This is a genomic window from Mycobacterium montefiorense, from assembly GCF_025823255.1.
GTDB classification, from domain to species: domain Bacteria; phylum Actinomycetota; class Actinomycetes; order Mycobacteriales; family Mycobacteriaceae; genus Mycobacterium; species Mycobacterium montefiorense.
On the sequence record NZ_JACKVL010000009.1, the window covers coordinates 13,699 to 37,620 of the forward strand.

Sequence of the window (23,922 nt, forward strand, 5' to 3'; positions counted from 1 at the left end):
TCAGCCGGTGAGCCGGCCGCTGATGAAGATGATCTCGCCGAGTGGGTCGTCGTTTTCCGGCGGTGGGACATCTATGTGGTGCTGCTTGAACAGTTCGGTGCGCGTGATGCCCTCGACGGTCCAGCTCTTGGTGTGAAGATAGTCGACGACGTGGTTGCGTTGCCCGGCGTAGACCAGCGATGCCATATCGATGTCGACGCCGTGATCCTTGAAGGAGCCCGACATCTCCCGCACCCGGTCGGCGTCGAAATCCACTATGCCCGGCACGAATTCGGTGGCAATCGTGCTGCCCGGCGCGGACAGTGTGGTGATGTTGTCGAACAACCGGTCTTGGGCCTCCGGCGGCAGGTAGATCAGCAGACCTTCGGCCAACCAGGCGGTCGGCATGCCGGCGTCGAATCCGGCGGACTGCAGGGCCGCCGGCCAGTCCTGGCGCAGGTCGATCGGGATGGTGCGCCGGGTGGCGGTGGGTTGGGCCCCGATACCGGCCAAAGTGGTTGTCTTGAAATCGATTACCTGCGGCTGGTCGATCTCGTACACCATCGTCTCGACGGGCCACGGCAACCGGTAGGCGCGTGAGTCCAATCCGGACGCGAGGATCACGACCTGGCGCACCCCGCCGGCGGTGGCGCTGTGGAAATAGTCGTCGAAATACTTGGTGCGCACCGCCATTCCGTCGATCATCGCCCGCATGCGGATCGGCGTGGCGTTTTCGATGGCCGAGAGGTCGAGTTCACCGTCCATCATCTTGGTGAAGAAATCCACCCCGACCGCGCGCACCAGTGGTTCGGCGAACGGGTCGTTGATCAAACCGCGGGGGTCCTTCGTCGCCATGGCGCGTCCGGTCGCGACCATCGTTGCGGTCGCGCCCACGCTGGACGCCAGATCCCAATTATCGTCGTGCGCGCGAGGCATGTGACGACCCTAGCCAAGCCCTATTTGAGCGTCGCGGCGACATAGCTTATGTCGCCGAAGGCTTCGGTCAGTTCGTTCTCAGGGAACTCGAACCCGTTGCGTGCGTATAGCTCCTTGGCGGAGTGGGCGGCGACTTCCCAGTTGTGGGTTCTCAGGTAGTCGACCACGATGTTGCGCTCGCCGCGGTAGAACAGGTCGGCGGCGTTGAGGTTGAACCCGAAGCTCTGCCACCGCTCGCTGATGCGCTGCAAACGCTCGTCGGAGAAAGCGTTGGGGTCCGGGACGTGCTCGGTGGCCAGCCGGCTGCCCGGCGCGGACAGCGCGGTGACGTTGTCGAACAGCCGGTCCTGAGCTTCGGGCGGCAGATAGGGCAGCAGCCCTTCGGCACTCCACGCGGTGGGCGCGGTGACGTCAAAACCGGCCTCCCGCAACGCCGCGGGCCAGTCGTCCCGCAGGTCGATGCTGATTGTGCGGCGGTCGGCGGTCGGGGCGGCGCCGATGGCGGCCAGCGTGTCGGTTTTGAACGCAATGACCTGCGGCTGGTCGATCTCGTAGACCACGGTGCCCGCCGGCCATGGCAATCGGTATGCCCGGGTGTCCAGGCCGGATGCCAGGATCACCGCCTGCTTGATGCCCGTCTTCGTCGCGCCGGTGAAGAACTCGTCGAAAAACCTGGTTCGCACGGCGATCTGATGTGTCCGGGCCGTGCGGTTCAGCAGCGCGTCGTCCTCGAGGTCGATCTCCCCGTCGATGATGCGGATGAAGGGGTCCAGCCCGACGGCCCGGACAAGCGGATCGGCCAGTGGGTCGTCAAGCAGCGGATTGGGTCCCTGTGATGCCACGGCGCGGGATGCGGCGACCATGGTGGCCGTCGCTCCCACGCTGTTGGCCAGGTCCCAGCTGTCGCCTTCGGTGCGTCCTGTCTCGGCGGTCATCTATTTCGCTTTCTTGTCCAGGGTGCCGCTGGTGTAGAGCATCTCGCCCATCCGTATGTCGTCATCCTCGAATGGGTCAAGTCCGTTGTCCGCGAACAACTCCCGGATGCTGCTGCTGGCCAGGCGCCACCCGCGATCGGCCAGATATCCAACCGCCTCGTTGCGGTCGCCGAGGTAGACCAGCCCCGCCATGTCGAGATCGAAGCCGTGTGCACGCCAGCGTTCGGTGATGGCCTGCATGCGCTCCCTGAGCTTGTCCTGTTCGCCGGGCTCGGGATTGGGCGCGCTCTCGGTGGCCAGCCGGCTGCCCGGCGCGGACAGGGCGGTGATGGTGTCCAGCAGACGGTCCTGGGCTTCTGGCGGCAGGTAGCCGAGCAGCCCCTCGGCGCTGAATGCCGCGGGCTGGGTCGCGTTGAAGCCGGCGGCGCGCAGTGCGGTGGGCCAGTCGTCGCGCAGATCGATGGCCACCACGCGTCGGTCGGCGGTCGGTGCGGCACCCAGGTCGGACAGGGCTCGGGTCTTGAATTCGATGACCTGCGGCTGGTCGACTTCGTAGACCACGGTGCCCGCGGGCCAGGCCAACCGGTAGGCGCGAGAGTCGAGCCCGGACGCCAGGATCACTGCCTGTTTGATTCCGGCGTTCGTCGCGTCGGTGAAGAACTCGTCGAAGAACTTGGTCCGCACCGCCATGTTGTCGGCCATGCGTGACATCGCCCCGGCCGAGCCCGATGTGCCGTCGTGGACGTCATTGAGCTCGGCAGGGTCCAGTTCGCCGCTGGCTAGACGGGAGAGCAGGTCCACGCCGACGGCTTTGACCAGCGGTTCGGCGAATGGGTCGTTGATCAGCGGGCGATCGGTTCGGGATGCGATCGCGCGGGCGGCCGCGACCATGGTGGCGGTCACCCCGACGCTGGATGCCAGATCCCAGGTGTCGCCCTCGTATCTGGTGGAGCTGGTGGAAGTCATATGAGGGTCCCCTTAATCGGATCTATTTAGCGTGCCTTCGTTAATACTTAGCCAATATAACAAGCTTCCACCACTGTACGCTTCCCCCGATTGGGGACAACCTTGACGGATGGCGTACATGGCGGCCGGGAAACGGGTGCTTATCACGGGCGCTTCCATCGGGCTGGGAGCGGCTCTGGCCAGGCAATTGGCCGCGTGACGCCGACAACGTGATGGGCGGCTTCTGCTCTTTTCCGCGGGTAATGGTCACGAGGTGGTCGCCGACGTGTCCCGCGTGTGAAAGCGGCGATTGCAGCATGTGCTGGAGCTTCACCGACGGCGAGACCAACCCGGGCATTGCAATGCGTTGCGCTGCAGCCGTTCTCAGAATTCAGGAGAGCGTTTACGAATGGGTAGCGCGTGTCAGAGCGCGAACATCAGAAACTGAGTGACCTGGTGGGCCAAGAAGTTGTCGTCGCTGACAAGGATGACCGACTGACGTCCGTCAGGAAGTATCGGCCCCAGCGTAATGCCTTCGATATTATCCAGTGGCGTCAGTCGAGGGATCGCATTGAGGTCGGCGACCAGCGATTTGGAGATAGGGGTCGGTGGGTCAGCGACGAAGGACGGGCGGGCCAGCACCTGTGTTGCTTCGCCGATTTCCGCTCGGTAGAGGCGAACCGTAATTTGCTTGCCTGGCTTGTCGACTCCAGCGCGCTCGATAACGAGAAATGAAGAGTCCGAAAGTGCTACTAGGCCTGAGAGCCCGTTCGTCTCCGCGGGTGGGGTCGCCGGCTCGAGTTGGTACGCCCACTCGGCGACAGGGGTTTTGGTCTCTATATCGAATTGGGTAATTCGAGTCAGCGCCCCGTGTTTGTGATTCGGGGGATCGCCATCGGCGTAGCCCGGCCCCTCCATCGCCGCAAAGAGGAACTGGCCACTGGGCGATACTGTCAGACCTTCGAGAGTAAGGTTTCGGCGCTGCCCGATGCCCGGCGACGTTGACATCGACAACCCGGGCGGAAGGTCAAATTCACCGAGGAAGCAGCCGTCGAGACTAGCCACCCATATCCACGGGTCAAGAGCAACGGGGGCTGACCCTCGGCGATTGGATTGCAATCGGCTCCCCTCTGAGGACCAGTACAGTCGTTGGCGCCTACGATCGAATGCGATCCCTTCAGGATCGGGTGCAATGACCGGCGGCTCTGCATCGATGTTCGACGGAGCTAACGTCCGACCGGACCGATCGCGAAGCAGGTGCACGCCAACGAATTTCGGTTCGCCGAAATCATTGTCGGTCAACGGAATCCGGACGGTATAGAAGCGGGCAGGACTCAGCACGGATCTGTCGTCGCTGATCGCGTAGTAGATCTGGCGACCAGGATCGTAGCTGACTGAGGACAGGCCGCCTATGACTGTGCCGGCAAATTTCGCTCGGTGCGGCACAATCCTGTGTCCTAAGTACTCCAAGATATCGCTCCCTTTCGACTATTCCTCGACTCCGACCCCAGAGCCGCCTCAGCACTCCGAGGGTGTCGACGTCGATGCGGTAGGCCGGATGACAGTTGCTACAGCCCGAGCGATTACCCGTGCGTACTGATCTGGAACAGCGTTACAGCAGTGGACTATTGGCCCTCGCGCCAGGCAAGTGCCTTGCTGAGCTCGGTCAAGTCGTAGCCAACGGCTGTGGACCGGATGTCGACGATAAAGCTGGTGGCACCGGCATCACGGTAAGCGTTCGCGCTGGCAGGCCCCGCCCATGCGACGCAGCGTTCGATATCTGTGCCGTCGCGGCCAAACTGTGTTGCGAGGCCGTCAACAGTGGCGCTCGCCTGACGAAATAGCTCGATAGGCAGATACGTATGCCAGAGGTCGGCGTGACGGGCGACGGCCGGGAGGGTGCGTGTACTGCCTGAGCCGCCAATGAGGATGGGAATCCTGCGCAGCGGCGGCGGCATCAACAAGTCCAGGCGTCTCGCGATCCGCAGCAGGCTCTCATCAAAAAGGTCGAAACGGGACTTAAGGCTACCGAAATCGTATCCATAGGTGGCGAAATCCTTTTCGTACCATCCTGATCCGACGCCGAGTATCAGGCGGCCCTCGCTAATGTGATCGACAGTGCGGGCCATGTCGGCAAGCAGGTCGGGGTTACGGTATCCGATGCCTGTCACGAGCAAGCCGATTTCCACGCGGTGGGTAATCTCGCCCCAACTGGCCAGCGCAGTCCAACCTTCGAAGTGATTGACATCGGGCTGGCGGTCATCAAGTACCGGTCTAGCGTTAATGGCAGTACTGAAGGAAGGCGAGTGGAAATGGTCGTAACCGAAGATCAGGTCGGCGCCGACACCCTCTGCGAGAAGTACTGCGGCGCGCCATGATTGATAACTCGGAGTACCGCAGGGCGGTACTTGCACCCCGATGCGAATCGGAAAGGTCACTATGCCCGCTCTCTTTCTTGATGGCATTGAGGGACGGCACGTCTCGCGGGCGGTCATTGGATCCTCGTGCAATCGGGTGCCCGTTTCTCACTCGGTGTCGACGGGTCCGCAGCCAGGGTCGCGGGTGCCCACAGACAGCGGGCTACCGATTGGGTTGATGTGGACGACCTGCATCAGCACCGGGATGGGCCCGAGATTGCGTCCGATGTGAACGTTTTCGGGTCCGCCGCCAGTGCTCGTTGAAGGAGCTGACCCGGCTGCTCAGGCTTCGATTTGCCTCGCACGAGCGTCTTGACGGAGCGAGAGTGACTGGCGAGCAATTGATTTCGTCGATCGCCTACACGCCAAGGTTGTCGAATAGTGGTGTCAGATGGTGGCGGATTGCCGATAGAACCGAAGGTTGGTTCCGCGTCGGGGTCTGGATCGGGTGCAGCCACAGGTGCCAAGCGTTGCCTCCATTCGGGTGAGTCGACCTGACACGTCGATGTCCATCACTCGGCGAGCCCCGGCGATGCGCATGGGTGTCAATGATGGGCCGACTGTCAGCGGCATCACGATCGAAATAGTAAGACTACAGTGAATCAAATGCAACTCAATCGTATCATTTCAAGCGTGTGCGGAGCGGGGCTGGCCGCTGATCAGACGGCTAGAGGGGTTGGTTGGTGATAGCGGAGGTAGAAACCGGCCAACATTCGGTTCATCTCTGGATGGCCGAGGTTGCTTGATGATGGACGAAGATCAGCCCTGCGAGCGCCGTGCCCCTCAATCGCAGCGGCGCGAACCCATCGGCTACCAGATGCCCACAGAAGGGGCCAGGCAAGAGCGGGTCTGGATGGCTTTTCCTGTTGGGTGTTTGGCACTGGGGAGTACCGAAACCTCAAGGCATGAAGCGCGACTCACCTGGGCGGCGGTAGCTCACGCCGTCGCCGAATTCGAACCGGTGATCATGCTGGTCAACCCGACCCAGATGCGCGCCGCGCGCCGTTACCTGTCCCGAGACATCGACATCATCCAAGCCCCAGTCACCAACCCTTGGATGCGAGACATCGGGCCGACATTCGTGCGCACCAGCGACCGCGCTGTGGCTGCTGTCGATTGGGCGGTCAACTGTTGGGGGGACCGAGACTGGGCGCATTGGCACAGCGACTGGCGCACAGGCCGATTCGTCGCAGAGATTGCCGGCACTCCTACAGTGAGTTCATCTCTGGTAAATGAGGGTGGCGGGATCCACGTTGATGGTGAGGGCACCGTCCTGGTCACCGAGACCGTGCAGCTCGATCCCCGCCGCAACCCGGGCTTCACGCGTGCCCACATCGAGGCTGAACTGGCCGCCACGATCGGTGCAACCCACGCCGTCTGGCTGCCCCGGGGCCTGACCCTAGACTCCGAACTCGGCGGCACTGGGGGGCACGTCGACTTCGTCGCTGCGGTTACCTCACCCGGCCGATTGCTGTTGCACACCCAGCGCAATGAAGCCCACCCAGATCATCGAGTTTGCCGGGAGATTCGGGAAGCGCTGGAAGCCAGTCACGACGCTGCCGGCCGGCGGTGGGAGATCACCGATATGCCCGCGCCCGCGACGACAAATGATGCCGAGGGAATCGTGGCCTACAGCTACATGAATCATCTGCTCGTCAACGGCGGCGTGATCGCCTGCAGCTTCGATGATGTTAACGACGCAAACGCCGCGGCGATCCTCGCCGAGCAATACCCCGGAAGGAAGGTCGTGGCGGTCGACTCGCGGCCACTATTCGAGCGTGGCGGCGGTATTCATTGCATCACTTTGCAGCAACCTTCTGCGGACCCAGGCTGAATCAACTGTCCACGGCCGCCGATGCTCACCCGCACTATGCGGGGCGGGTGGCGCGGTAGTAGGTGAGTTGGCCGACGATTCGTCGCCGCTCGGTGCCGAGTTCGATGCAGTCGAACCCTGCGGCACCCAGCAGCTGGGGAATCGCGTCGCCGAGGTTGCCGGCCACGTGGTGATTGTGCCGGATGAGCCGCGCCGTCAAGCCGCCGTTGGTCGTGTCGCCGGAGATGTCGACCAGGTGCAGCCTGCCGCCGGGGCGCAGCACCCGGAATATCTCTGCCGCGGCTGACGGCTTCGCATCGGCGCTGATGTGGTGCAACATCATCGACGACAGGACCCGGTCGAATTCGCCGTCCGCGTAGGGAAGTCGCTCGGCGTACCCCTGTTCGAAGCGGATGCCGGTCAATCGTGCGGCCTTTCGCCTCGCAACCGCCAAAATTCGCGGGTCCGGGTCGCAACCGACCGCGTCCGCGCGGGGATGGGTGCGCTTGGCACGAATCGTGAGATTCCCGGTGCCGCAGCCGATGTCCAGGATTCGATGACCGTCGGCGATATCAGCTTGGGCGACCAGCTGTCGATAGACGCTGTCGAAGCCCATCATGCGTGCGATCAAGTCGTATGCGGGTAGGAACGCATCGTGACCGGTCGCCGGTAAGTAGTCATGTGGATGATATTTCGTCACAGCATCAATAGTGGATCACTGGCTCGCTATAGAATTGGCTGATTCTTGCTGGAAATAGGACTATCTTTTGCAATGATGACGCAGGCAGCCCGGCTGATCAGCCTCCGCGGCGGTGTGCCGATCTATCAATATCGGACCGGCCCGGACACACCTCCGGTGTCGGTGCACCGCCGCCTGGGCGGCCTCGGCGAGCGGGGTCGTCATATCCACGACTTCCCCGCGCTGTGGTACGTGCCCGCGGCGGGTGTGGTGTATGTGGCCGCTCCCGGTGAGGTGCTCGACCCGCACCAGCTGGAAAACCTGGAGGCCGGTGTCGCGGTGTTCTTCGATCCCGCCGCGCTGGGCGAGGACGCTCGATCGCCACGGCCGGCGTGGCGGGGGCATCCGCTGCTCTTTCCGTTCCTGCACGGGCATTCCGGTGGGGTGCTGCGGCTGGAGGTGCCCGCGGCGCGGCAATCCATGTGGAACAACGCGATCGAGTCGATCGAAAACGAACTGACTGTCCGGTGCCAGGGCCACCGGCAGGCGGCCCTGGCGCACCTGACCCTGCTGCTGATCGAGCTCGCGCGGCTGGCTCGTGACGTGGTCGCCGACCTGAGGCGCAGCGGGGAGCCGTTGCTGGCCGATGTGTTCGCGGTGATCGACCGCCGTCACGCCGAAGCCCTGTCGCTGCGCGATGTTGCCGGCGAAATCGGGATGACGCCAGGGCATCTCACCACGGTGGTGCGTCGGCGCACCGGGCGCACCGTGCAGGAGTGGATCATCGAACGCCGCATGGCCGAAGCTCGCACCATGCTGGAAGAAACCGATCTCCCGGTCGCCGAGATCGCCCGCCGGGTAGGGGTTTTCGACCCCGGCTATTTCAGCCGATTATTCAACCGGGAGCACGGCATGCCGCCGCGCGACTGGCGACTGCGAGCCACCTAGACCAACGTGCCCTGAGATCCGATGATAGGCAGATCAATTGGGGTAAGGACGTCAGGCGGCGCATCGCAGACGAAGGGTATGGCGTTGACAGCAGCGACGGCCGTGCTGTCCATCAACACCGTCATCGCGTCCTGTCCCGGATGGCCGAACCGGATCATCGTGTCCACGTACGGTTCGCCTTCGATCATCACGCTGAAACCCTTGGAATCGGTCCATTGCGGGTCGAGCGCGTCGTCGCTCATCGTCCAGCAAATGGCCAGCTCCACGACCGGGCGGCCATTGCGATGGCCACGATAGGTACGGCGCTGGCCGCCGATGGTGCCGGCCGTGAAGTCCACCCACCCCAGATTCAGATCCCGGGTCAGCACCGCCGGCTCGACGAATGCGTCCTTGGACTCGAGTTCGACGCCTAGCATCATGGCGATCATGTCCAGCGTCTCGAAGTAGCCGAGGCCGTATCGCTGTATGTCCGGGTCGATCTGGGTGACCGGCTCGCGGGGTGGTTTGCCGAATCCGAGCACCCGCCATACCTCCCATACGGGGTAGGTGGTGCAGTCCAGGGTCTCGACGAGCTTGACGCTGTGCACCTTTCGGCATGCACCGGTGAGGAAGCCGGCGACGACGTTGATGAAGCCCGGTTCGAATCCCGTTCCCAGGAACGTCGCGCCCCCTTGCTGCGCGGCCTCCTCGAGCGCCGGGAATTCGGCCGGATGGTGGGTGCCGGTCAGGAAGTCGCCCGTTGTGACGACGTTGATTCCGGAGCGCAGCATCCTGGTCACCAGGTCGTAGTCGATGGCGCGGGGCATGTAGTTCACACAATCCGGCGCAAGCTCGATCAGCGCCTCGACATCGTCGGTCGCGGCAACGCCGATCGGGGGACTATCAGCGAGAACCCCCGCGTCACGTCCCACCTTGTCGGGTCCGAAGGCGTGCACACCGACTACGTCGAAGTCGTTGCGGTCGATCAGGACACCTAGTGCTCGCCGACCGATGTTCCCGGTCGACCACTGAACCACCCGATAAGTCATAGCCTTTCAATCTCCAACCATTCGTCGATTTCGAATTGGTCGCCGGCGGCGCGGATCGACGCACCACCGTGGCCGGGGTAATGCGCGGGTATCACGGTGGCGTGTGCTGCTGCGGCCTCGGTGAAGATCCGGCGGCGGGTGGCGGCGGCGGCGCCGGCATTCACGTCGAACGCGCAGGGGTCGGCGGGCCGGCGCAGTTGTAGCGGACTGTGCGTGAGATCGCCGACGAACACCGCGGACTGCCCCGCATCTAGCCACAGCACCGAGGAGCCGGGAGTATGTCCGGGAGCGGGCCGCAGCCGCAGCGACGGACTGATCTGATAGTCATCCGACCATCCGACGAGCTGTCCGGCATCGTCGACGGGCAACACGCTGTCGGCGAACACCAGCTGATCACCATGCTGCTGGGCCGCCTCGGCCTCGGTGCGCGGCGTTTGCCGCGCCGCCGGTCCATCGGGAGCGAAATAGCGGTAATCGGCTGTGGGCGCGAGATATCGGGCGTTGGGAAAGGTCGGCACCCAGGCGCCGTCATCAAGCATGGTGTTCCAACCGACGTGGTCGGAGTGGATGTGAGTGTTGATCACCACGTCCACGGCGCCGCGGTCGATGCCGGCCGAGTCCCACGCGCTGAGGAAACCGGTATTCAGGTGATCCAGCGGCGGCATGTGCGGTCGCTGACGGTCGTTGCCGACGCCGGTGTCCACGACGACGGTCAGTCCGTCGACCTCGACGACCCAGCTTTGCACCGCGATGCGCCACTTATGGGTGTCCGGGTCGAAGAAGTCCGGCACCAGCAGGTCGGAGTTGTCGAGCCAACCCGACGGCGGGGTCTTGGCGAAAGCCTGTGTGCCCAGCTCGAACTGAAACTCCAGGATCCGTGTCACGCGGGCGCGCCCCACCTGTGTACGGCTCATAAAGGATTGGTGCGCAGGTAGCCGTAGACGCTGGCGAAGTTGCGGTTCACGTCTTCGGGAATCGGTACCGGACCACCGAGAGCCCGTGCACCCCAGACAATTTGCGCGGTGCGTTCGACCAGCGCGGTGATGTGCAGGACCTTGTCGGGGCGCGGCCCCACCGCGACCAGGCCGTGGTTGGCGATCAGCGCGGCGCCCCGGCCTTCCAGCGCCTTGACCGCGTTGATCCCGACGTCCGGTGTGCCGGACGCGGCGTAGTCGGCGCACCGAACGTCGCCGCCGACGTAGACCGCGAATTCGTCGATACAGGCCGGAATCGCCTCGTGAGCGATGGCGAACATGGTCGCCCACACTGGATGGCTGTGAATGACGCTGCCGATGTCGTCGAACGCCTGGTAGCACGCCAGGTGCAGCTGCATCTCCGACGACGGCGCCCGCCCCTCCTTGCCATGCTGCACAGCGCCTTCCGAGTCGACCAGCACCAGGTCATCGAGCTCCATGTCGCGGTAGTCGACCGACGACGGCGTGATGACGATGTTGCCGTCGGGGCGCCGCGCCGAAATGTTGCCGGCGGTTCCCTCGACGAGACCGCGGCGCAGCATGTCCTTGGCCGCATCCAGAACCGCGGTTTCCGCGTTGTCAACGGATTTCACCGACGTCATGGGCCGAGCACCTCCGGGTTGACGATATGGGCGGGCGTGTTGCCGGACAGCAACGCTTCCAGATCGTCGGCGACCATCTGCGCCTGCCGCGCCTCAGTGTTCCACGTGGCTCCGCCGATGTGCGGGGTCAGCACGACATTGGGCATGCCCACCAACGGGTGATCGGTCGGCAACCATTCGCCCACGAAGTGGTCCAGGCCCGCCGCGGCCACCTTGCCGCTGCGCAGCGCGTCGACCAGCGCATCGGTGTCGTGCAGCTGCGCGCGGGCGGTGTTGACGAAGACCACGCCGTCGCGCATGGCCGCGAACTGGTCGGCGCCGATCATTCCGGTGGTGTCGTCGGTGACCGGTGCGTGCAGCGAGATGACGTCGGCCTCGCTCAGTAGTTCGTCGAGGCTGTGGTGGGCTTCGTCGTGGTACGGGTCGTGGGCGATGACCCGCATGCCCAGCCCGGACAGCCGCCAGCGCAACGCGCGCCCGACGGCACCCAGGCCGACCAGCCCGGCGGTGCGCCCGGCGATCTCCCAACCCCGAAACCGCTGATAGGGGATGACGCCATCGCGAAAGATGTTGCCGCTGCGGACATCCGAGTCTGCGGCCAACAGATGGCGGGTGGCGGCCAGCAGCAGCGCCACCGCCATCTCGGCGACCGCATCGGCGTTGCGTGCCGGCGTGTTCAGCACCGGGATGCCCGCCGCGGTGGCGCCGGCGACGTCGACGTTGTTGGGGTCGCCGCGGGTGGAGGCGATAGCGCGCAGACCCACGTCGAACACGGGGCCGCGCACCGAGTCGCTCTCCACCACAACGACGTCGGCGGATTCGGCGGCGATCCGTTCAGCCAACTGCTCGGGGCTGTAGATCCGCAGCGGGGTCTGATCGATCCAAGGGTCATAGATCACATCGGTCAGCTGCCGGAGTTTGGCGAATCCCGGACCTCGCAGCGGCGCCGTCACCAGGGTGCGCGGTCTTGATGTCACGAATGCCAATGCTGGCGTACGGTGACGCCCGTGTCACGTAACGGCGTCACGGTCGGCATCGACATCGGCACCACGGCGGTCAAAGCGGTCGCCGCCGACGCCGACGGCCGGGTGACGGCGCGAGTGCGCATCCCGCATCAAGTGCGGGTGCCGTCCCCCGGCCGGCTGGAGCATGACGCCGACGAGGCGTGGCGGCGCGGTCCGGTGGCTGCCCTGGATCAGGTGCAGCGGCATACACCCGGTTTCGACGTCCGCGCGGTGGCTGTCTCGGCGATGGTTCCCTCGCTGGCCGCCGTCGACGCCGCGGGACGGCCAATCACTTCGGGACTGCTGTACGGCGACGAACGCGGCCGGCCGGTGGAGGCCGGGAAAGAACGGGTTCAGCCGCTCCCCGCGTTGGGGGAGGCCGCCGAATTTCTGCGCTGGATGGCTGCCGAGGTCCCCGGGGCGGCCGGATACTGGCCGGCGCCGGCGGTTGCCAACCACGCCCTGGCGGGCGAGGCGGTGATCGACTTCGCGACCGCAGCCACCTCCTACCCGCTGTTCGACGGGACTGGCTGGAATCCGCAGGCCTGCGCCGAACGAGGGGCGAGTGCCGGACAGATGCCACGGGTCGAAACGATCGGAGCCGCGGTCGGGCAGGTCCACGGGTCGGCAGCCGTACTGGCGATCGGTGCCGTCGACGCGCTGTGCGAGCAGATGGTGGCCGGCGCCGATCGCGACGGCGAAGTGCTGGTGATGTGCGGCACCACGCTGATCGTGTGGGTCACCGTCCCCGAGTCCCGCCAGGTGCCGGGGTTGTGGACCATTCCGCACACCAAACCGGGCAAGAGCCTGATCGGTGGCGCCAGCAATGCCGGCGGCCTGTTCCTGGGCTGGGTGGATCGCGTGATCGGCCCGGGCGACCCCGGGTCGGTCGATCCGCGCCGCGTCCCGGTGTGGTCGCCCTACATTCGCGGGGAACGCACGCCGTTCCACGACCCGGACCGCCGGGCCGTGCTGGATGGTGTTGATCTCACCCACGGTCCTGCCGCGCTGCGCAGAGCCGCCTACGAGGCGTCTGGCTTCGTCGTCCGTCAGCTCATCGAGCTCAGCGGAGCGCCGGTGTCGCGGATCGTGGCCACCGGCGGCGGGACGCGACTGCAGCCGTGGATGCAGGCCATCGCCGACGCCACCGGCCGGCCGGTAGAGGTATCCGGGGTGGCCGAGGGTGCCGCGCTGGGCGCGGCCTTCCTGGGCCGGATGGCGGCCGGGCTGGAGACGTCGATCGCCGACGCCGATCGTTGGGTTTCCACCGATCGCGTCGTCGACCCCGATCGCGCCTGGGCGACTGCGGTGCAGGACCGCTACCGGCGGTTCCTGGAACTGGGCGACCAGCCGTCGCGGGCGTCGGACTTGAGGATCTAGCGCGGTAGACGGCTCGGCGTTCTAGTCTGGTGCCATGACTGACCAGGACCGCAAAGCCGCCCGGAGAGAGATCGCAGACGCCCTGTTGAAAGCTCTTGAACGCCGGCATGAAATTGCCGACGTCGTCGTGGAGTCGGAAAACAAGGCAGCCGCGGTCGAGTCGATCGTCAAATTACTCGACACCTCCCACCTCGCCGCCGAAGCGGTGATGGGCATGTGCTTCGAGCAGCTCACCATCGATTCGCGCCGGAAGATCCTGGCCGAACTCGAGGACCTGAACAAGCAGCTGAGCTTCACCCTCGGGGAGCGCCCGGCGAGTTCGGGGGAGAGCGTGGAGCTGCGACCGTTCTCCGCCGACCAGGACCGCGACCTGTTCGCCACCCGCACTGAAGAAATCGGCGCCGCCGGCGACGGATCCGGCGGACCGGCGGGCGACCTCGACGACGAGATCCGGGCGGCGCTGCGCAGGGTGGACGACGAAGAGGCCGCCTGGTTCGTCGCCATCGATTCCGGCGAGAAGGTCGGGATGGTCTTCGGCGAGCTGCTCCATGGCGAGGTAAACGTGCGGATCTGGATCCACCCCGACCACCGCAAACGCGGTTACGGCACCGCCGTGCTGCGCAAGTCGCGCTCGGAGCTGGCCTGGTGTTTTCCCGCCGTACCGTTGGTGGTCCGCGCACCGGCAGCCAAACCGGCCTAAGCGGCTACTCCCGCACCGCGGTGACGGCGATGCTGTTCTGCAGCGATTGCACGCTGTCGCCGGCCGGCACGGACAGCCCGGCCTCGGCGAACAAGTCGGCGCGGGTGCGCGTCGAAACCGACCAGCCATGCGCGGTCAGGTAATCCGCGGCCGGGGTGCGTTCGCCGTCATAGACCAGGGTGGACACGTCGATGTCGAAGCCGAACTTCCTCCAGCGGTTGGCCATCGCCTTGGCACGCCGTTCGAGCAGCGGCATGCCGCCATCGCGGTGGTATTCGGTCGCCAGCCAGCTGCCCGGGGCGCTCAGCGTCGTGATGGCGTCGAACAGCCGGTCCTGGGCGTCGGGCGGCAGGTACATCAGCAGCCCCTCGGCGCTCCACGCCGTGGGCTTGGTTTCGTCGAAACCGCTGCGCCGCAACGCGTTTAGCCAGTCGTCGCGCAGGTCCACGGCGACGGTCCGGCGCTTCGCGGTGGGCTCGGCGCCCAGGTTCGACAATGTGGTGGACTTGAACTCGACGACGGTCGGCTGATCGACCTCGTAAACGACGGTGCCCGCCGGCCAATCCAATCGGTACGCACGCGAGTCCAGGCCCGCGGCCAGGATCACCGCTTGGCGAACACCCGCGGCGGTCGCGTCGGTGAAGAAGTCATCGAAGTACCTGGTGCGCACGGCCATCATGTCGACCATCCGCTGCAGGTTGAACTCCGCCTCGAGGTCGGCGTCGGCAGCGATACCGCCGCTCTCATCGGTGATCTCACCGTCGAGCACGCCGGTAAAGAAGTCCACGCCCACCGCGCGCACCAGTGGATCAGCGAACGGGTCGTCGATCAGAGCGTCGGGTTTCTTGCTGGCTATTGCCCGGGCGCCGGCCACCCAGGTCGCAGTCGCCCCTACGCTCGAGGCCAGATCCCAGGTGTCTTGCTCGGTGCGTGTCATGACAAGGACCCCTTATGTCAGCGTCGCCGAGACGTATTTGATGTCGCCGAACGCGACTACCGACGGTTCGTTAGGAAACTCGAAACCGTTGTGCGCGTACATCTCCGGCGTGCTGTTCACTGTGGTCTGCCAACCCCGCTGGTTGAGGTACGCCACCACGTCGTTACGTTCGCCGTCGTAGACCAACTCCGACCAGTTCAGATCCAGCCCCATGCGGCGCCAGCGTTCGCTGAGCTCGCGACCGCGTTTCTGAACACGGTCGCGAATGTCGGGGACGTAGCCGGTGCCGATGCGGCTGCCGGGGGCGGACAGCGCGGTGATGTTGTCGAACAGGCGGTCCTGGGCGTCCGGCGGCAAGTATCCAAGCAGTCCTTCGGCGATCCAGGCCGTCGGCTGCGATGAGTCGAATCCGTTGCCGCGCAACGCGGCAGGCCAGTCATCACGCAGATCCACCGCTACCGCCCGGCGATCGGTAGCCGGGGCCGCGCCAAGGTCGGCCAGGGTGCGGGTCTTGAATTCGATCACCTGGGGCTGATCGATCTCGTAAAGCACGGTTCCAGCTGGCCAGGGCAACCGGTATGCGCGGGTGTCGAGCCCGGACGCGAGGATGACCGCTTGACGCACACCGGCCTCGGCGGCCTGGAGAAAGAAGGTGTCGAAGTACCGGGTGCGCACGGCCATGCCCTCGCTGAGCCGCTGCGGGGTGAACGCGGGATCGTCCTGCGAGAGCTCGACCTCGCCGTTCATCATCCGGATGAATGCGTCGACACCGACGGCGTTGACCAGCGCCTCGGCGAAGGGATCGTCGATCAACGGGTTGGGGCCCTTGGAAGCCATGGCCCGGCGGGCCGCCACCGCGGTGGCGGTGGCTCCCACACTGGACGCCAAATCCCAGCTGTCTCCGTCGAATCGCTTGCTGTCGGTGCTCGTCATGGCGTGCGCTCCTAGCTCAGAGTTGCGGTAACGGCGACGATGTTGCGCAGTTGGGACAGTGCCTCACTGTCGTGGAAGTCGCGGCCGTAATCGGCGAACAGTTCGCGCCGTGGCCGCGAGTTCACTTGCCAGCCATGGCCGCTCAGATACTCGACCACGTCGTTGCGGTCGCCATCGAAGAACAATCCCGACAGGTCGATGTCGCAGCCCAAATTGAGCCACCGCTGGTTGAATTCCTGAGCACGCTGCGACATCGTTGTCTCCGACGGCGGATGAAACTCGGTGGCCAGCACGCTTGCCGGCGCCGACAGCGAGGTGATGTTGTCGAAGAGCCGGTCCTGGGCTTCGGGAGGCAGATACATCAGCAACCCCTCAGCGCTCCACGACGTCGGCTGGGTCACGTCGAAGCCGCTGCTGCGCAATGCCGCCGGCCAGTCGTCCCGAAGATCGATGCTGACGGTGCGCCGCTCGGTGGCCGGTGCGGCGCCCAGGCTCGACATCGTGGTGGTCTTGAATTCGATGACCTGGGGCTGATCGACTTCGTACACCACGCTGCCGTTCGGCCAGGACAGCCGGTAGGCGCGCGCGTCGAGCCCCGCGGCCAGAATCACCGCCTGGCGGATCCCGTCGCGTGCGGCGCCCTGGAAGAAATCGTCGAAGAAGCGGGTACGCACCGCGATCGAGTCGGTCTCGACCTGCAGGTCTCCCAGGCCGCCCTCGGGCGTTTCCTCGGTGGTGAGTTCGCCGTCGACCATCCGGCGGAAGAAATCCAGCCCGACCGCCCGCACCAGGGGCCCGGCGAACGGGTCGCTGATGATCGGGTTGTCCTCGTTGCTGGCCACCGCACGGGCTGCGGCGACCATGGTTGCCGTGGCGCCCACGCTGGAGGCCAAATCCCAACTGTCCTGGTCAGTGCGTGTCATGGTGCTCCTCGATCCTCGGCAGCCAACTTTGATACTTAGCAAATGCAACGAGCTGACAAAACTCTACGCCTTGTGGCTGTCGGCTTCCTTAATTTTTAAGGCCCTATTGATACGGCTCCATGACGCCCTTTTGAGGATTCGGTCCGACCAGCTGTTAGTCTCGAACACGATTTGACGCGTGACGCCGTACGTCCTGGCCTGCGGGTGTTGAGCGCGCGTAACGCAGGATTACCCCCCGGCCGCGCAGGAGGATAAGAGTGCTTTCGGCTTTCATCTCGTCGCTGCGATCAGTTGACTTGAGACGGAAGATCCTCTTCACGCTCGGCATTGTCGTGCTGTATCGCGTCGGTGCAGCGTTGCCGTCGCCCGGTGTGAACTTCCCGAACGTGCAGCAGTGCATTAAAGAGGCCAGTGGTGGCGAGGCCGGACAGATCTACTCGCTGATCAACCTGTTCTCCGGTGGAGCGCTGCTCAAGCTCACGGTGTTCGCGGTCGGCGTAATGCCCTACATCACCGCCAGCATCATCGTGCAGCTGCTCACCGTGGTCATCCCGCGGTTCGAGGAATTGCGGAAGGAAGGCCAGTCCGGCCAGGCCAAGATGACGCAGTACACGCGTTATCTGGCCATCGCGCTGGCTGTTCTCCAGGCCACCAGCATCGTGGCGCTCGCGGCCAACGGCGGCCTGCTGCAGGGCTGCTCGCTGGACATCATCTCCGACCAGAGCATCTTCACCCTGGTCGTCATCGTGCTGGTCATGACGAGTGGCGCGGCGCTGGTGATGTGGATGGGCGAGCTGATCACCGAACGCGGCATCGGTAACGGCATGTCGCTGCTGATCTTCGTCGGTATCGCCGCGCGCATTCCCTCTGAAGGCAAGACGATCCTGGACAGCCGCGGCAGCATGATCTTCACCGCCGTCCTGGTGGCCGCGCTGATCATCATCGTCGGCGTAGTGTTCGTCGAGCAGGGCCAGCGCCGGATTCCGGTGCAGTACGCCAAGCGCATGGTGGGCCGGCGCATGTACGGCGGAACGTCGACGTATCTGCCGCTCAAGGTCAACCAGGCCGGTGTTATCCCAGTGATCTTCGCGTCGTCGCTGATCTACATTCCGCACCTGGTCACGCAGCTGATCCGCAGCGGCAGCGGCGGCGTGGGCAACAGCTGGTGGGACAAGTTCGTCGGCACTTATCTGTCCGATCCGAGCGATCCGGTCTACATCGGCATCTACTTCGGGCTCATCATCTTCTTCACGTACTTCTACGCGTCCATCACCTTCAATCCCGACGAGCGTGCTGACGAAATGAAGAAGTTCGGCGGCTTCATCCCCGGCATCCGGCCGGGCAAGCCCACCGCCGACTATCTGCGTTTCGTGCTGAGCAGAATTACCCTCCCGGGCTCGATCTACCTAGGTGCGATCGCGGTGCTGCCCAACCTGTTCCTGCAGATCGGCAATGCCGGAGCGGTGCAGAATCTGCCATTCGGCGGAACGGCGGTTCTGATCATGATTGGCGTCGGGTTGGATACCGTCAAACAGATCGAGAGTCAGCTGATGCAGCGCAACTACGAAGGGTTCCTCAAGTGAGAGTCGTTTTGCTGGGGCCACCGGGGGCAGGCAAGGGCACGCAGTCAGAAAAGCTCAGCGAGAAGCTCGGGGTGCCGCAGATCTCGACCGGGGATCTCTTTCGGAGCAACATCGGGCAGGGCACCAAGCTCGGCCTGGAGGCCAAGCGCTACCTGGATGCCGGCGACTTGGTGCCCTCGGAGTTGACCAACCAGCTCGTCGACAGCCGGCTGGATGAACCGGACGCGGCGAACGGCTTCATCCTGGACGGGTATCCCCGCTCGATCGAGCAGGCCAAGGCGCTGCACGACATGCTCGGACGCCGGGGCACCGACATCGACGCGGTGCTGGAATTCCGGGTGTCGGAGGACGAGTTGCTGCAGCGACTCAAGGGCCGCGGCCGCGCCGACGACACCGATGAGGTCATCATCAACCGGATGAAGGTCTACCGCGACGAAACCGCGCCGCTGCTCGAGTACTACCGCGACGAACTGAAGACCGTGGACGCCATCGGAGCGATGGATGAGGTATTCGCCCGCGCGCTGCGGGCGCTGGGCAAGTAACGATGAACCCGCTGGCGCGGTTGCGGAGTCGCAAGGTAGTGCCGCAGCGCAGCGCCGGCGAGCTCGACGCGATGGCTGCGGCCGGTGCGGTGGTTGCCCTCGCACTGCGCGCGGTTCATGCGGCTGCTGTCTGCGGCGCGTCGACGCTGAGTCTCGACGAAATCGCCGAGTCGGTGATCCGGGAGGCCGGCGCGACACCGTCGTTCCTGGGCTATCACGGCTACCCGGCGTCGATCTGCGCATCCGTGAACGACCGGGTGGTGCACGGCATCCCCTCCGCGGCCGAGATCCTCGCCCCCGGTGACCTGGTCTCCATCGACTGCGGCGCGGTGCTGAACGGCTGGCATGGTGATGCCGCGATCACGTTCGGGGTTGGGGCACTCGATCCCGCCGACGAGGCGCTCTGTTCGGCCACCCGAGAGTCGCTGGAAGCCGGAATAGCGGCAATGATCCCCGGTAACCGGCTGACCGACGTCGCGCATGCCATCGAAATGGGCACGCGGGCGGCCGAGGTTCGCCACGGGCGCGCGTTCGGGATCGTTGAGGGCTACGGCGGCCACGGCATCGGGCGGCAGATGCATATGGACCCGTTCCTGCCCAACGAGGGGTCTCCGGGCCGCGGACCGCTGCTGGCGCTGGGTTCGGTGCTCGCCATCGAACCGATGCTGACGCTTGGAACAGGCAAAACGCTGGTGCTTGACGACGACTGGACGGTCACTACCACCGATGGGTCGCGCGCGGCGCACTGGGAGCACACTGTGGCGGTCACCGGCGACGGGCCCCGCATTCTCACCCTGAGCTGAACCTCGAACTAAACACCTACTCGACTCGTGTCAATGGGCAGGAGGTGATCGAGTGGCTCGGGGTGCTGGTACCGCGGCTGCGGAAGCCGCGTTGATGAAGGCGCTCTACGACGAGCACGCCGCCGTGCTGTGGCGCTATGCGCTGCGGCTGACCGGCGACGCCGCCCACGCCGAGGATGTCGTCCAGGAAACGCTGCTGCGCGCATGGCAGCATCCGGAAGTCGTCGGCGACACCGAGCGCTCAGCGCGTGCCTGGCTGTTCACTGTCGCCCGGAACATGATCATCGACGATCGGCGCAGCGCACGGTATCGCAACGTGGTCGGCTCCCTGGATGAAGACGGAGCGCCCGAGCAGGCCACGCCCGACGAGGTCAATGCGGCGCTGGACCGGTTGCTGATCGCCGAAGCGATGACGCAGCTCTCCGTCGAGCACCGGGCCGTCATCGAACGGTCTTACTACCGCGGATGGACCACCGCACAGATTGCTGGGGACCTCGAGATTGCCGAGGGAACCGTGAAGTCGCGACTACACTATGCCGTGCGGGCTTTGCGGCTCACTCTGCAGGAACTCGGAGTTACTCGATGACAGCCCCACCACCAATCCGTGTGGTCATCGGCTCCGAATGCTTGAAGGGTGACAGGAGATGGATGAAATGAAGACGCCGCTACGAGGTGTAGGTCCGCCCGGCGACAACGAGGTTTTTGGTCTGATCATGGGTGACGATCACCGCTACGCGATGTGGGATGCCGCATACGTGCTTGGGTCGTTGTCGTCCGTCGACCGCCGCGAGTTCGAGGGCCACATGGCCCAGTGCCCGGCATGCCGGAACGCCGTCGCCGAGCTCAGTGGAGTGCCGGCCCTGCTTTCGCAGCTTGATCGTGAAGAATTTGCCGCGATCGCCGAGTCGGGAGATCTCCCACCGGCGACACCTGAGATGTCACCCGAGTTGTTGCCGTCGTTGCTGGCGAAGGTGGCCTGGCGCCGCCGCCGCGCGCGCGCGATCACCTGGGTGGCCTCGTCCGCCGCGGCCGCGGTGCTGGCGGTCGGCGTCTTCGTCGGCATTCAGGGGCATTCCCCGTCGGTGCCGCCCGCCCAGTCGGTGGCTGCCTCATCGGAGATGGCGCAGGTGGGTACCAACCTGCTGACGTCCACCGTGCAGTTGTCCAGCCAGCATTGGGGGACGGCCATCAACTTGAAGTGCGTCTGCCTGGCTCCGCCGTATGCGCACCATGACACCCTGGCGATGGTTGTGGTCGGTCGCGACGGCAGCCAGATTCGGCTGGCGACCTGGGTGGCCGAACCCGGTCACACCGCGACGCCCGCCGCGAGCATCTCGACGCCGATTGAGCAGATCGCCGCGGTGCAAGTGGTCGCCGCCGACAGCGGCCAGGTTCTGTTGCAGCGTTCGCTGTAATGCCCGTCAGGTGAACCGTCGGCTCACCTGACTCGTGCCATAGGCATCGTCTCAATCGAACTTAGGTGAGCAGATGCCTTCCAAGCACCGGGTGGTTGACCATATAGTCGGATGCCTCGCGTCAATCGGCGTCGACCACATCTTTGGTGTCGATGGCGCCAACATCGAAGATCTCTACGACGCCGCACATTTCCGGCCCGGCATCACCGCAGTACTGGCCAAGCATGAGTTCTCCGCTGCCACGATGGCCGACGGATACAGCCGCAGCGGGGCCGGTCTGGGTGTGGTGGCCGCGACCTCAGGCGGCGGTGCACTGAATCTTGTTGCAGGCCTGGGGGAGTCGCTGACAAGCCGGGTTCCGGTATTGGCGTTGGTGGGTCAGACCCCCACTACCTTGGACGGTCGCGGTAGCTTTCAGGACACCAGTGGCAACAACGGATCGCTGGATGCCGAGGCGGTGTTCTCCGCGGTATCGGTGCATTGCGAGCGGGTGCTGCGCCCGGCAGAGATCGGCGCCGCGTTGTCCCGGGCCGTCGCCGCTGCGCGCACCGGAGGACCTGCAGTCTTATTGTTGCCCAAGGATATTCAAAAATCGTATGTGTATGCCGATGCCCGGCAGCTGACCACCGATCCGCGGCCGATCGGGAACCCTGCTCCGATCATCCCGTTGCTGCGCAACGCCGATGGACCCATCACCATGATTGCGGGTGAGCAGGTGGCCCGCGACGACGCCCGGACCGAGCTCGAAGAGTTGCGCGCGTTGCTACGCGCCCGGGTGGCGACGGTGCCCGACGCCAAAGACGCTTCCGGCACACCGGGATTCGGCTGTTCGTCCGCACTGGGGGTAACCGGCGTGATGGGTCACCTTGGTGTGGCGGAAGCGGTGGCTGCCAGCGCCGTGTGCCTGGTGGTCGGTACCCGACTGTCGGTCACCGCTCGCACCGGCCTCGATGACGCGCTGGCCAGGGTGCGTACCGTCTCGATCGGCTCTGCGCGGCCGTACGTTCCGTGTGCGCACGTGCACACCGACGACCTGCGCACCTCGCTGCGGATGCTGACCGAGGCCCTGTCCGGCAGCGGGTGCCCCACGGGCGTGCGGGTTCCCGACATCGTGCGTCGCTGCGAACTGACGCCTCCGTCGTGGGTCGGCGAAGGTGTGCGCTACCGCGACGCGATGAGGGTGCTCGACGGCGTGTTGCCCGACGGGGCCGACATCGTGGTCGACGCGGGCAACACCGGTGCGTCCGCCGTGCACTACCTGTCGGCGCGCCGCGGCGGCAGGTATGCGGTCGCACTCGGTATGGGCGGTATGGGCTACAGCTTCGGCGCCGGCATTGGAATGGCTTTCGGACGGCCCAACAGTGGACGGTCGCAGGGGCGCACCGTGGTGATCGCCGGCGACGGCGCATTCTTCATGCACGGCATGGAAGTTCACACCGCGGTGCAGTATCAGCTTCCGGTGACGTTCGTGTTGTTCAACAACAACGCGCACGCCATGTGCGTGACCCGCGAGCAGCTGTTCTACGATAACCTATACAGCTATAACCGATTCCGGCCCAGCCGGCTCGGTGCCGGGCTGGCGGCGATGTTCCCGGGCCTGACGTCGATGGACGTCAGCGACACCGACGGACTCGCCGCCGCGATGGGCGCGGCGCTCGACATCGACGGTCCGGCGGTGGTCACCGTCGAGTGCGCCGCCGACGAGATCCCGCCGTTCGCCCCCTTCCTCTTCGCGGGGAAGACCGAACCTATTGCCCTTGAAGAGATTCCCACGGCTAAGGAGACGTGCACCAATGTCGCTGCCAGCACTTGTTGATATTCCTGACGTCATCGATGGGGTCACTCGCATCGAAACCAGCCCTAGAGAGCAGGCCACGCCGATCATCATGGACATGATGCGGTCGGTCTACCCGCACGATCAGGTGTTCGGCGAATACTGCACCGTGAACAACTACATCGACTGCCCGCCCGACGAGCTGTACGAGTACCTGTCGGACACCCGCAGCCTGGAAGAGTGGACCTACAGTCTGCGCGGGTTCACCCGGACCGACGAACCCGGTCTGTGGCTGGCCTACGACCGGCTCGGCTCGGAGACCGAGATCTACACGCGCACCGTCGCGAACAAGCAGGCCCGCACCGTCGACTACCACTGTGCGTGGGATCAGGGCAAGCACCTGTGGATGGTCTACCTGATGCGCGTCATCGACGCCCAGGTGGTCCTCGACAAGCCGGGTTCGGTTGTGCTGTGGACGAATTGCCATCACCCGTTCTATGACCGCAACCCGTATCCGGAGACCGCACCCACCCAGCGCCCGGTGTGGGTCGGTGACTTCTGGGACATGTTCGGCGCGGGCCATCTGCTGGAAATGAACAACCTCAAAGCAATCGCCGAATACCGCCACCGTAATGGCCTCCCGGTGACCCCCGAATGGATGAGATGAGCGCG

General features: G+C 65.0%; 24 protein-coding genes. 11 read left to right on the forward strand and 13 right to left on the reverse strand.

The genetic code is table 11. From position 1 onward, the window contains the following. The 5 genes from H7K34_RS07685 to H7K34_RS07705 form a co-directional block, all read right to left on the reverse strand. On the reverse strand, positions 1-915 hold the full coding sequence (locus tag H7K34_RS07685) for a class I SAM-dependent methyltransferase (RefSeq protein WP_264061282.1): 915 nt from the start codon (positions 913-915) through the stop codon (positions 1-3). Between the two features lie 20 nt (positions 916-935). Beyond that, positions 936-1,850 carry a class I SAM-dependent methyltransferase gene (locus H7K34_RS07690; protein WP_264061283.1) on the reverse strand — a complete coding sequence of 305 codons (915 nt, stop codon included), beginning with the start codon at positions 1,848-1,850 and terminating at the stop codon, positions 936-938. Further along, complete coding sequence (locus H7K34_RS07695) at positions 1,851-2,816, reverse strand: class I SAM-dependent methyltransferase (protein ID WP_264061284.1); 966 nt, start codon at positions 2,814-2,816, stop codon at positions 1,851-1,853. It lies immediately after the preceding gene. Positions 2,817-3,218: 402 nt separating this feature from the next. After that, entirely contained in the window at positions 3,219-4,265 is a 1,047-nt protein-coding gene (locus H7K34_RS07700) for an esterase-like activity of phytase family protein (protein ID WP_264061285.1), read from the reverse strand. 155 nt (positions 4,266-4,420) lie between these two features. Next, positions 4,421-5,260: an LLM class F420-dependent oxidoreductase gene (locus H7K34_RS07705; protein WP_276059397.1), complete on the reverse strand. Its 840-nt coding sequence runs from the start codon at positions 5,258-5,260 to the stop codon at positions 4,421-4,423. 757 nt (positions 5,261-6,017) lie between these two features. Here H7K34_RS07705 and H7K34_RS07710 point away from each other — a divergent pair. Then, positions 6,018-7,046, forward strand: a complete 1,029-nt coding sequence (locus H7K34_RS07710) for an agmatine deiminase family protein (RefSeq protein ID WP_372510719.1) — start codon at positions 6,018-6,020, stop codon at positions 7,044-7,046. A gap of 34 nt (positions 7,047-7,080) precedes the next feature. Here the strand turns inward: H7K34_RS07710 and H7K34_RS07715 are convergent, their stop codons facing one another. Further along, on the reverse strand, positions 7,081-7,725 hold the full coding sequence (locus H7K34_RS07715) for a class I SAM-dependent methyltransferase (RefSeq protein WP_372510710.1): 645 nt from the start codon (positions 7,723-7,725) through the stop codon (positions 7,081-7,083). A gap of 75 nt (positions 7,726-7,800) precedes the next feature. Between H7K34_RS07715 and H7K34_RS07720 the strand changes: the two genes are divergently transcribed. Next, the gene (locus tag H7K34_RS07720) at positions 7,801-8,652 is read left to right on the forward strand and encodes a helix-turn-helix transcriptional regulator (RefSeq protein ID WP_264061287.1); all 852 of its coding nucleotides are present in this window, start codon (positions 7,801-7,803) and stop codon (positions 8,650-8,652) included. Here H7K34_RS07720 and H7K34_RS07725 read toward each other — a convergent pair. Genes H7K34_RS07725 through H7K34_RS07740 form a run of 4 tightly spaced genes read right to left on the reverse strand, consistent with a single transcriptional unit; the run spans position 8,649 to position 12,233 of the window. Then, positions 8,649-9,680 carry an NAD(P)H-dependent amine dehydrogenase family protein gene (locus H7K34_RS07725; RefSeq protein ID WP_264061288.1) on the reverse strand — a complete coding sequence of 344 codons (1,032 nt, stop codon included), beginning with the start codon at positions 9,678-9,680 and terminating at the stop codon, positions 8,649-8,651. The genes H7K34_RS07720 and H7K34_RS07725 overlap by 4 nt on opposite strands. Then, positions 9,677-10,594, reverse strand: coding sequence for an MBL fold metallo-hydrolase (locus tag H7K34_RS07730; protein ID WP_264061289.1), 918 nt, complete (start codon positions 10,592-10,594; stop codon positions 9,677-9,679). Before H7K34_RS07730 ends, H7K34_RS07725 begins: the two co-directional genes overlap by 4 nt. Then, on the reverse strand, positions 10,591-11,256 hold the full coding sequence (locus tag H7K34_RS07735; RefSeq protein ID WP_264061290.1) for an L-fuculose-phosphate aldolase: 666 nt from the start codon (positions 11,254-11,256) through the stop codon (positions 10,591-10,593). Before H7K34_RS07735 ends, H7K34_RS07730 begins: the two co-directional genes overlap by 4 nt. Further along, entirely contained in the window at positions 11,253-12,233 is a 981-nt protein-coding gene (locus H7K34_RS07740; protein WP_264061291.1) for an NAD(P)-dependent oxidoreductase, read from the reverse strand. Before H7K34_RS07740 ends, H7K34_RS07735 begins: the two co-directional genes overlap by 4 nt. A gap of 30 nt (positions 12,234-12,263) precedes the next feature. On the opposite strand from H7K34_RS07740, the gene H7K34_RS07745 reads away from it, so the two are divergent. Together H7K34_RS07745 and H7K34_RS07750 are read left to right on the forward strand one after the other, a co-directional pair. After that, positions 12,264-13,640 carry a xylulokinase gene (locus tag H7K34_RS07745; RefSeq protein ID WP_264061293.1) on the forward strand — a complete coding sequence of 459 codons (1,377 nt, stop codon included), beginning with the start codon at positions 12,264-12,266 and terminating at the stop codon, positions 13,638-13,640. Between the two features lie 34 nt (positions 13,641-13,674). Next, entirely contained in the window at positions 13,675-14,340 is a 666-nt protein-coding gene (locus tag H7K34_RS07750; protein ID WP_264061294.1) for a GNAT family N-acetyltransferase, read from the forward strand. A 4-nt stretch (positions 14,341-14,344) separates the two neighbouring features. On the opposite strand, the gene H7K34_RS07755 is transcribed toward H7K34_RS07750, so the two are convergent. From H7K34_RS07755 to H7K34_RS07765, 3 genes are read right to left on the reverse strand one after another with little or no spacing between them, the layout of a single operon-like run. Next, a complete protein-coding gene (locus H7K34_RS07755; protein ID WP_264061295.1) occupies positions 14,345-15,277 on the reverse strand; it encodes a class I SAM-dependent methyltransferase in 933 nt (310 codons plus the stop codon). 12 nt (positions 15,278-15,289) lie between these two features. Beyond that, the gene (locus H7K34_RS07760) at positions 15,290-16,210 is read right to left on the reverse strand and encodes a class I SAM-dependent methyltransferase (protein WP_264061296.1); all 921 of its coding nucleotides are present in this window, start codon (positions 16,208-16,210) and stop codon (positions 15,290-15,292) included. 11 nt (positions 16,211-16,221) lie between these two features. After that, positions 16,222-17,133, reverse strand: coding sequence for a class I SAM-dependent methyltransferase (locus tag H7K34_RS07765; RefSeq protein WP_264061297.1), 912 nt, complete (start codon positions 17,131-17,133; stop codon positions 16,222-16,224). 257 nt (positions 17,134-17,390) lie between these two features. Here H7K34_RS07765 and secY point away from each other — a divergent pair, with 257 nt between their 5' ends. The 7 genes from secY (at position 17,391) to H7K34_RS07800 (ending at position 23,917) form a co-directional block, all read left to right on the forward strand. Further along, positions 17,391-18,716 (forward strand): preprotein translocase subunit SecY, encoded by a 1,326-nt coding sequence (gene secY / locus H7K34_RS07770; RefSeq protein WP_264061298.1) that lies wholly within the window; start codon positions 17,391-17,393, stop codon positions 18,714-18,716. Next, on the forward strand, positions 18,713-19,258 hold the full coding sequence (locus H7K34_RS07775; protein ID WP_108921122.1) for an adenylate kinase: 546 nt from the start codon (positions 18,713-18,715) through the stop codon (positions 19,256-19,258). Before secY ends, H7K34_RS07775 begins: the two co-directional genes overlap by 4 nt. 2 nt (positions 19,259-19,260) lie before the next feature. Then, positions 19,261-20,061: a type I methionyl aminopeptidase gene (gene map / locus H7K34_RS07780; RefSeq protein ID WP_108921121.1), complete on the forward strand. Its 801-nt coding sequence runs from the start codon at positions 19,261-19,263 to the stop codon at positions 20,059-20,061. Between the two features lie 52 nt (positions 20,062-20,113). Further along, a complete protein-coding gene (locus tag H7K34_RS07785; RefSeq protein WP_108921120.1) occupies positions 20,114-20,647 on the forward strand; it encodes a sigma-70 family RNA polymerase sigma factor in 534 nt (177 codons plus the stop codon). 58 nt (positions 20,648-20,705) lie between these two features. Beyond that, entirely contained in the window at positions 20,706-21,476 is a 771-nt protein-coding gene (locus tag H7K34_RS07790; RefSeq protein WP_272896351.1) for an anti-sigma factor family protein, read from the forward strand. Between the two features lie 73 nt (positions 21,477-21,549). Beyond that, complete coding sequence (locus H7K34_RS07795) at positions 21,550-23,292, forward strand: thiamine pyrophosphate-binding protein (RefSeq protein WP_264061300.1); 1,743 nt, start codon at positions 21,550-21,552, stop codon at positions 23,290-23,292. Then, a complete protein-coding gene (locus H7K34_RS07800; protein WP_264061301.1) occupies positions 23,270-23,917 on the forward strand; it encodes an SRPBCC family protein in 648 nt (215 codons plus the stop codon). The genes H7K34_RS07795 and H7K34_RS07800 overlap by 23 nt, the downstream gene beginning before the upstream one ends. Positions 23,918-23,922 lie beyond the last annotated feature (5 nt).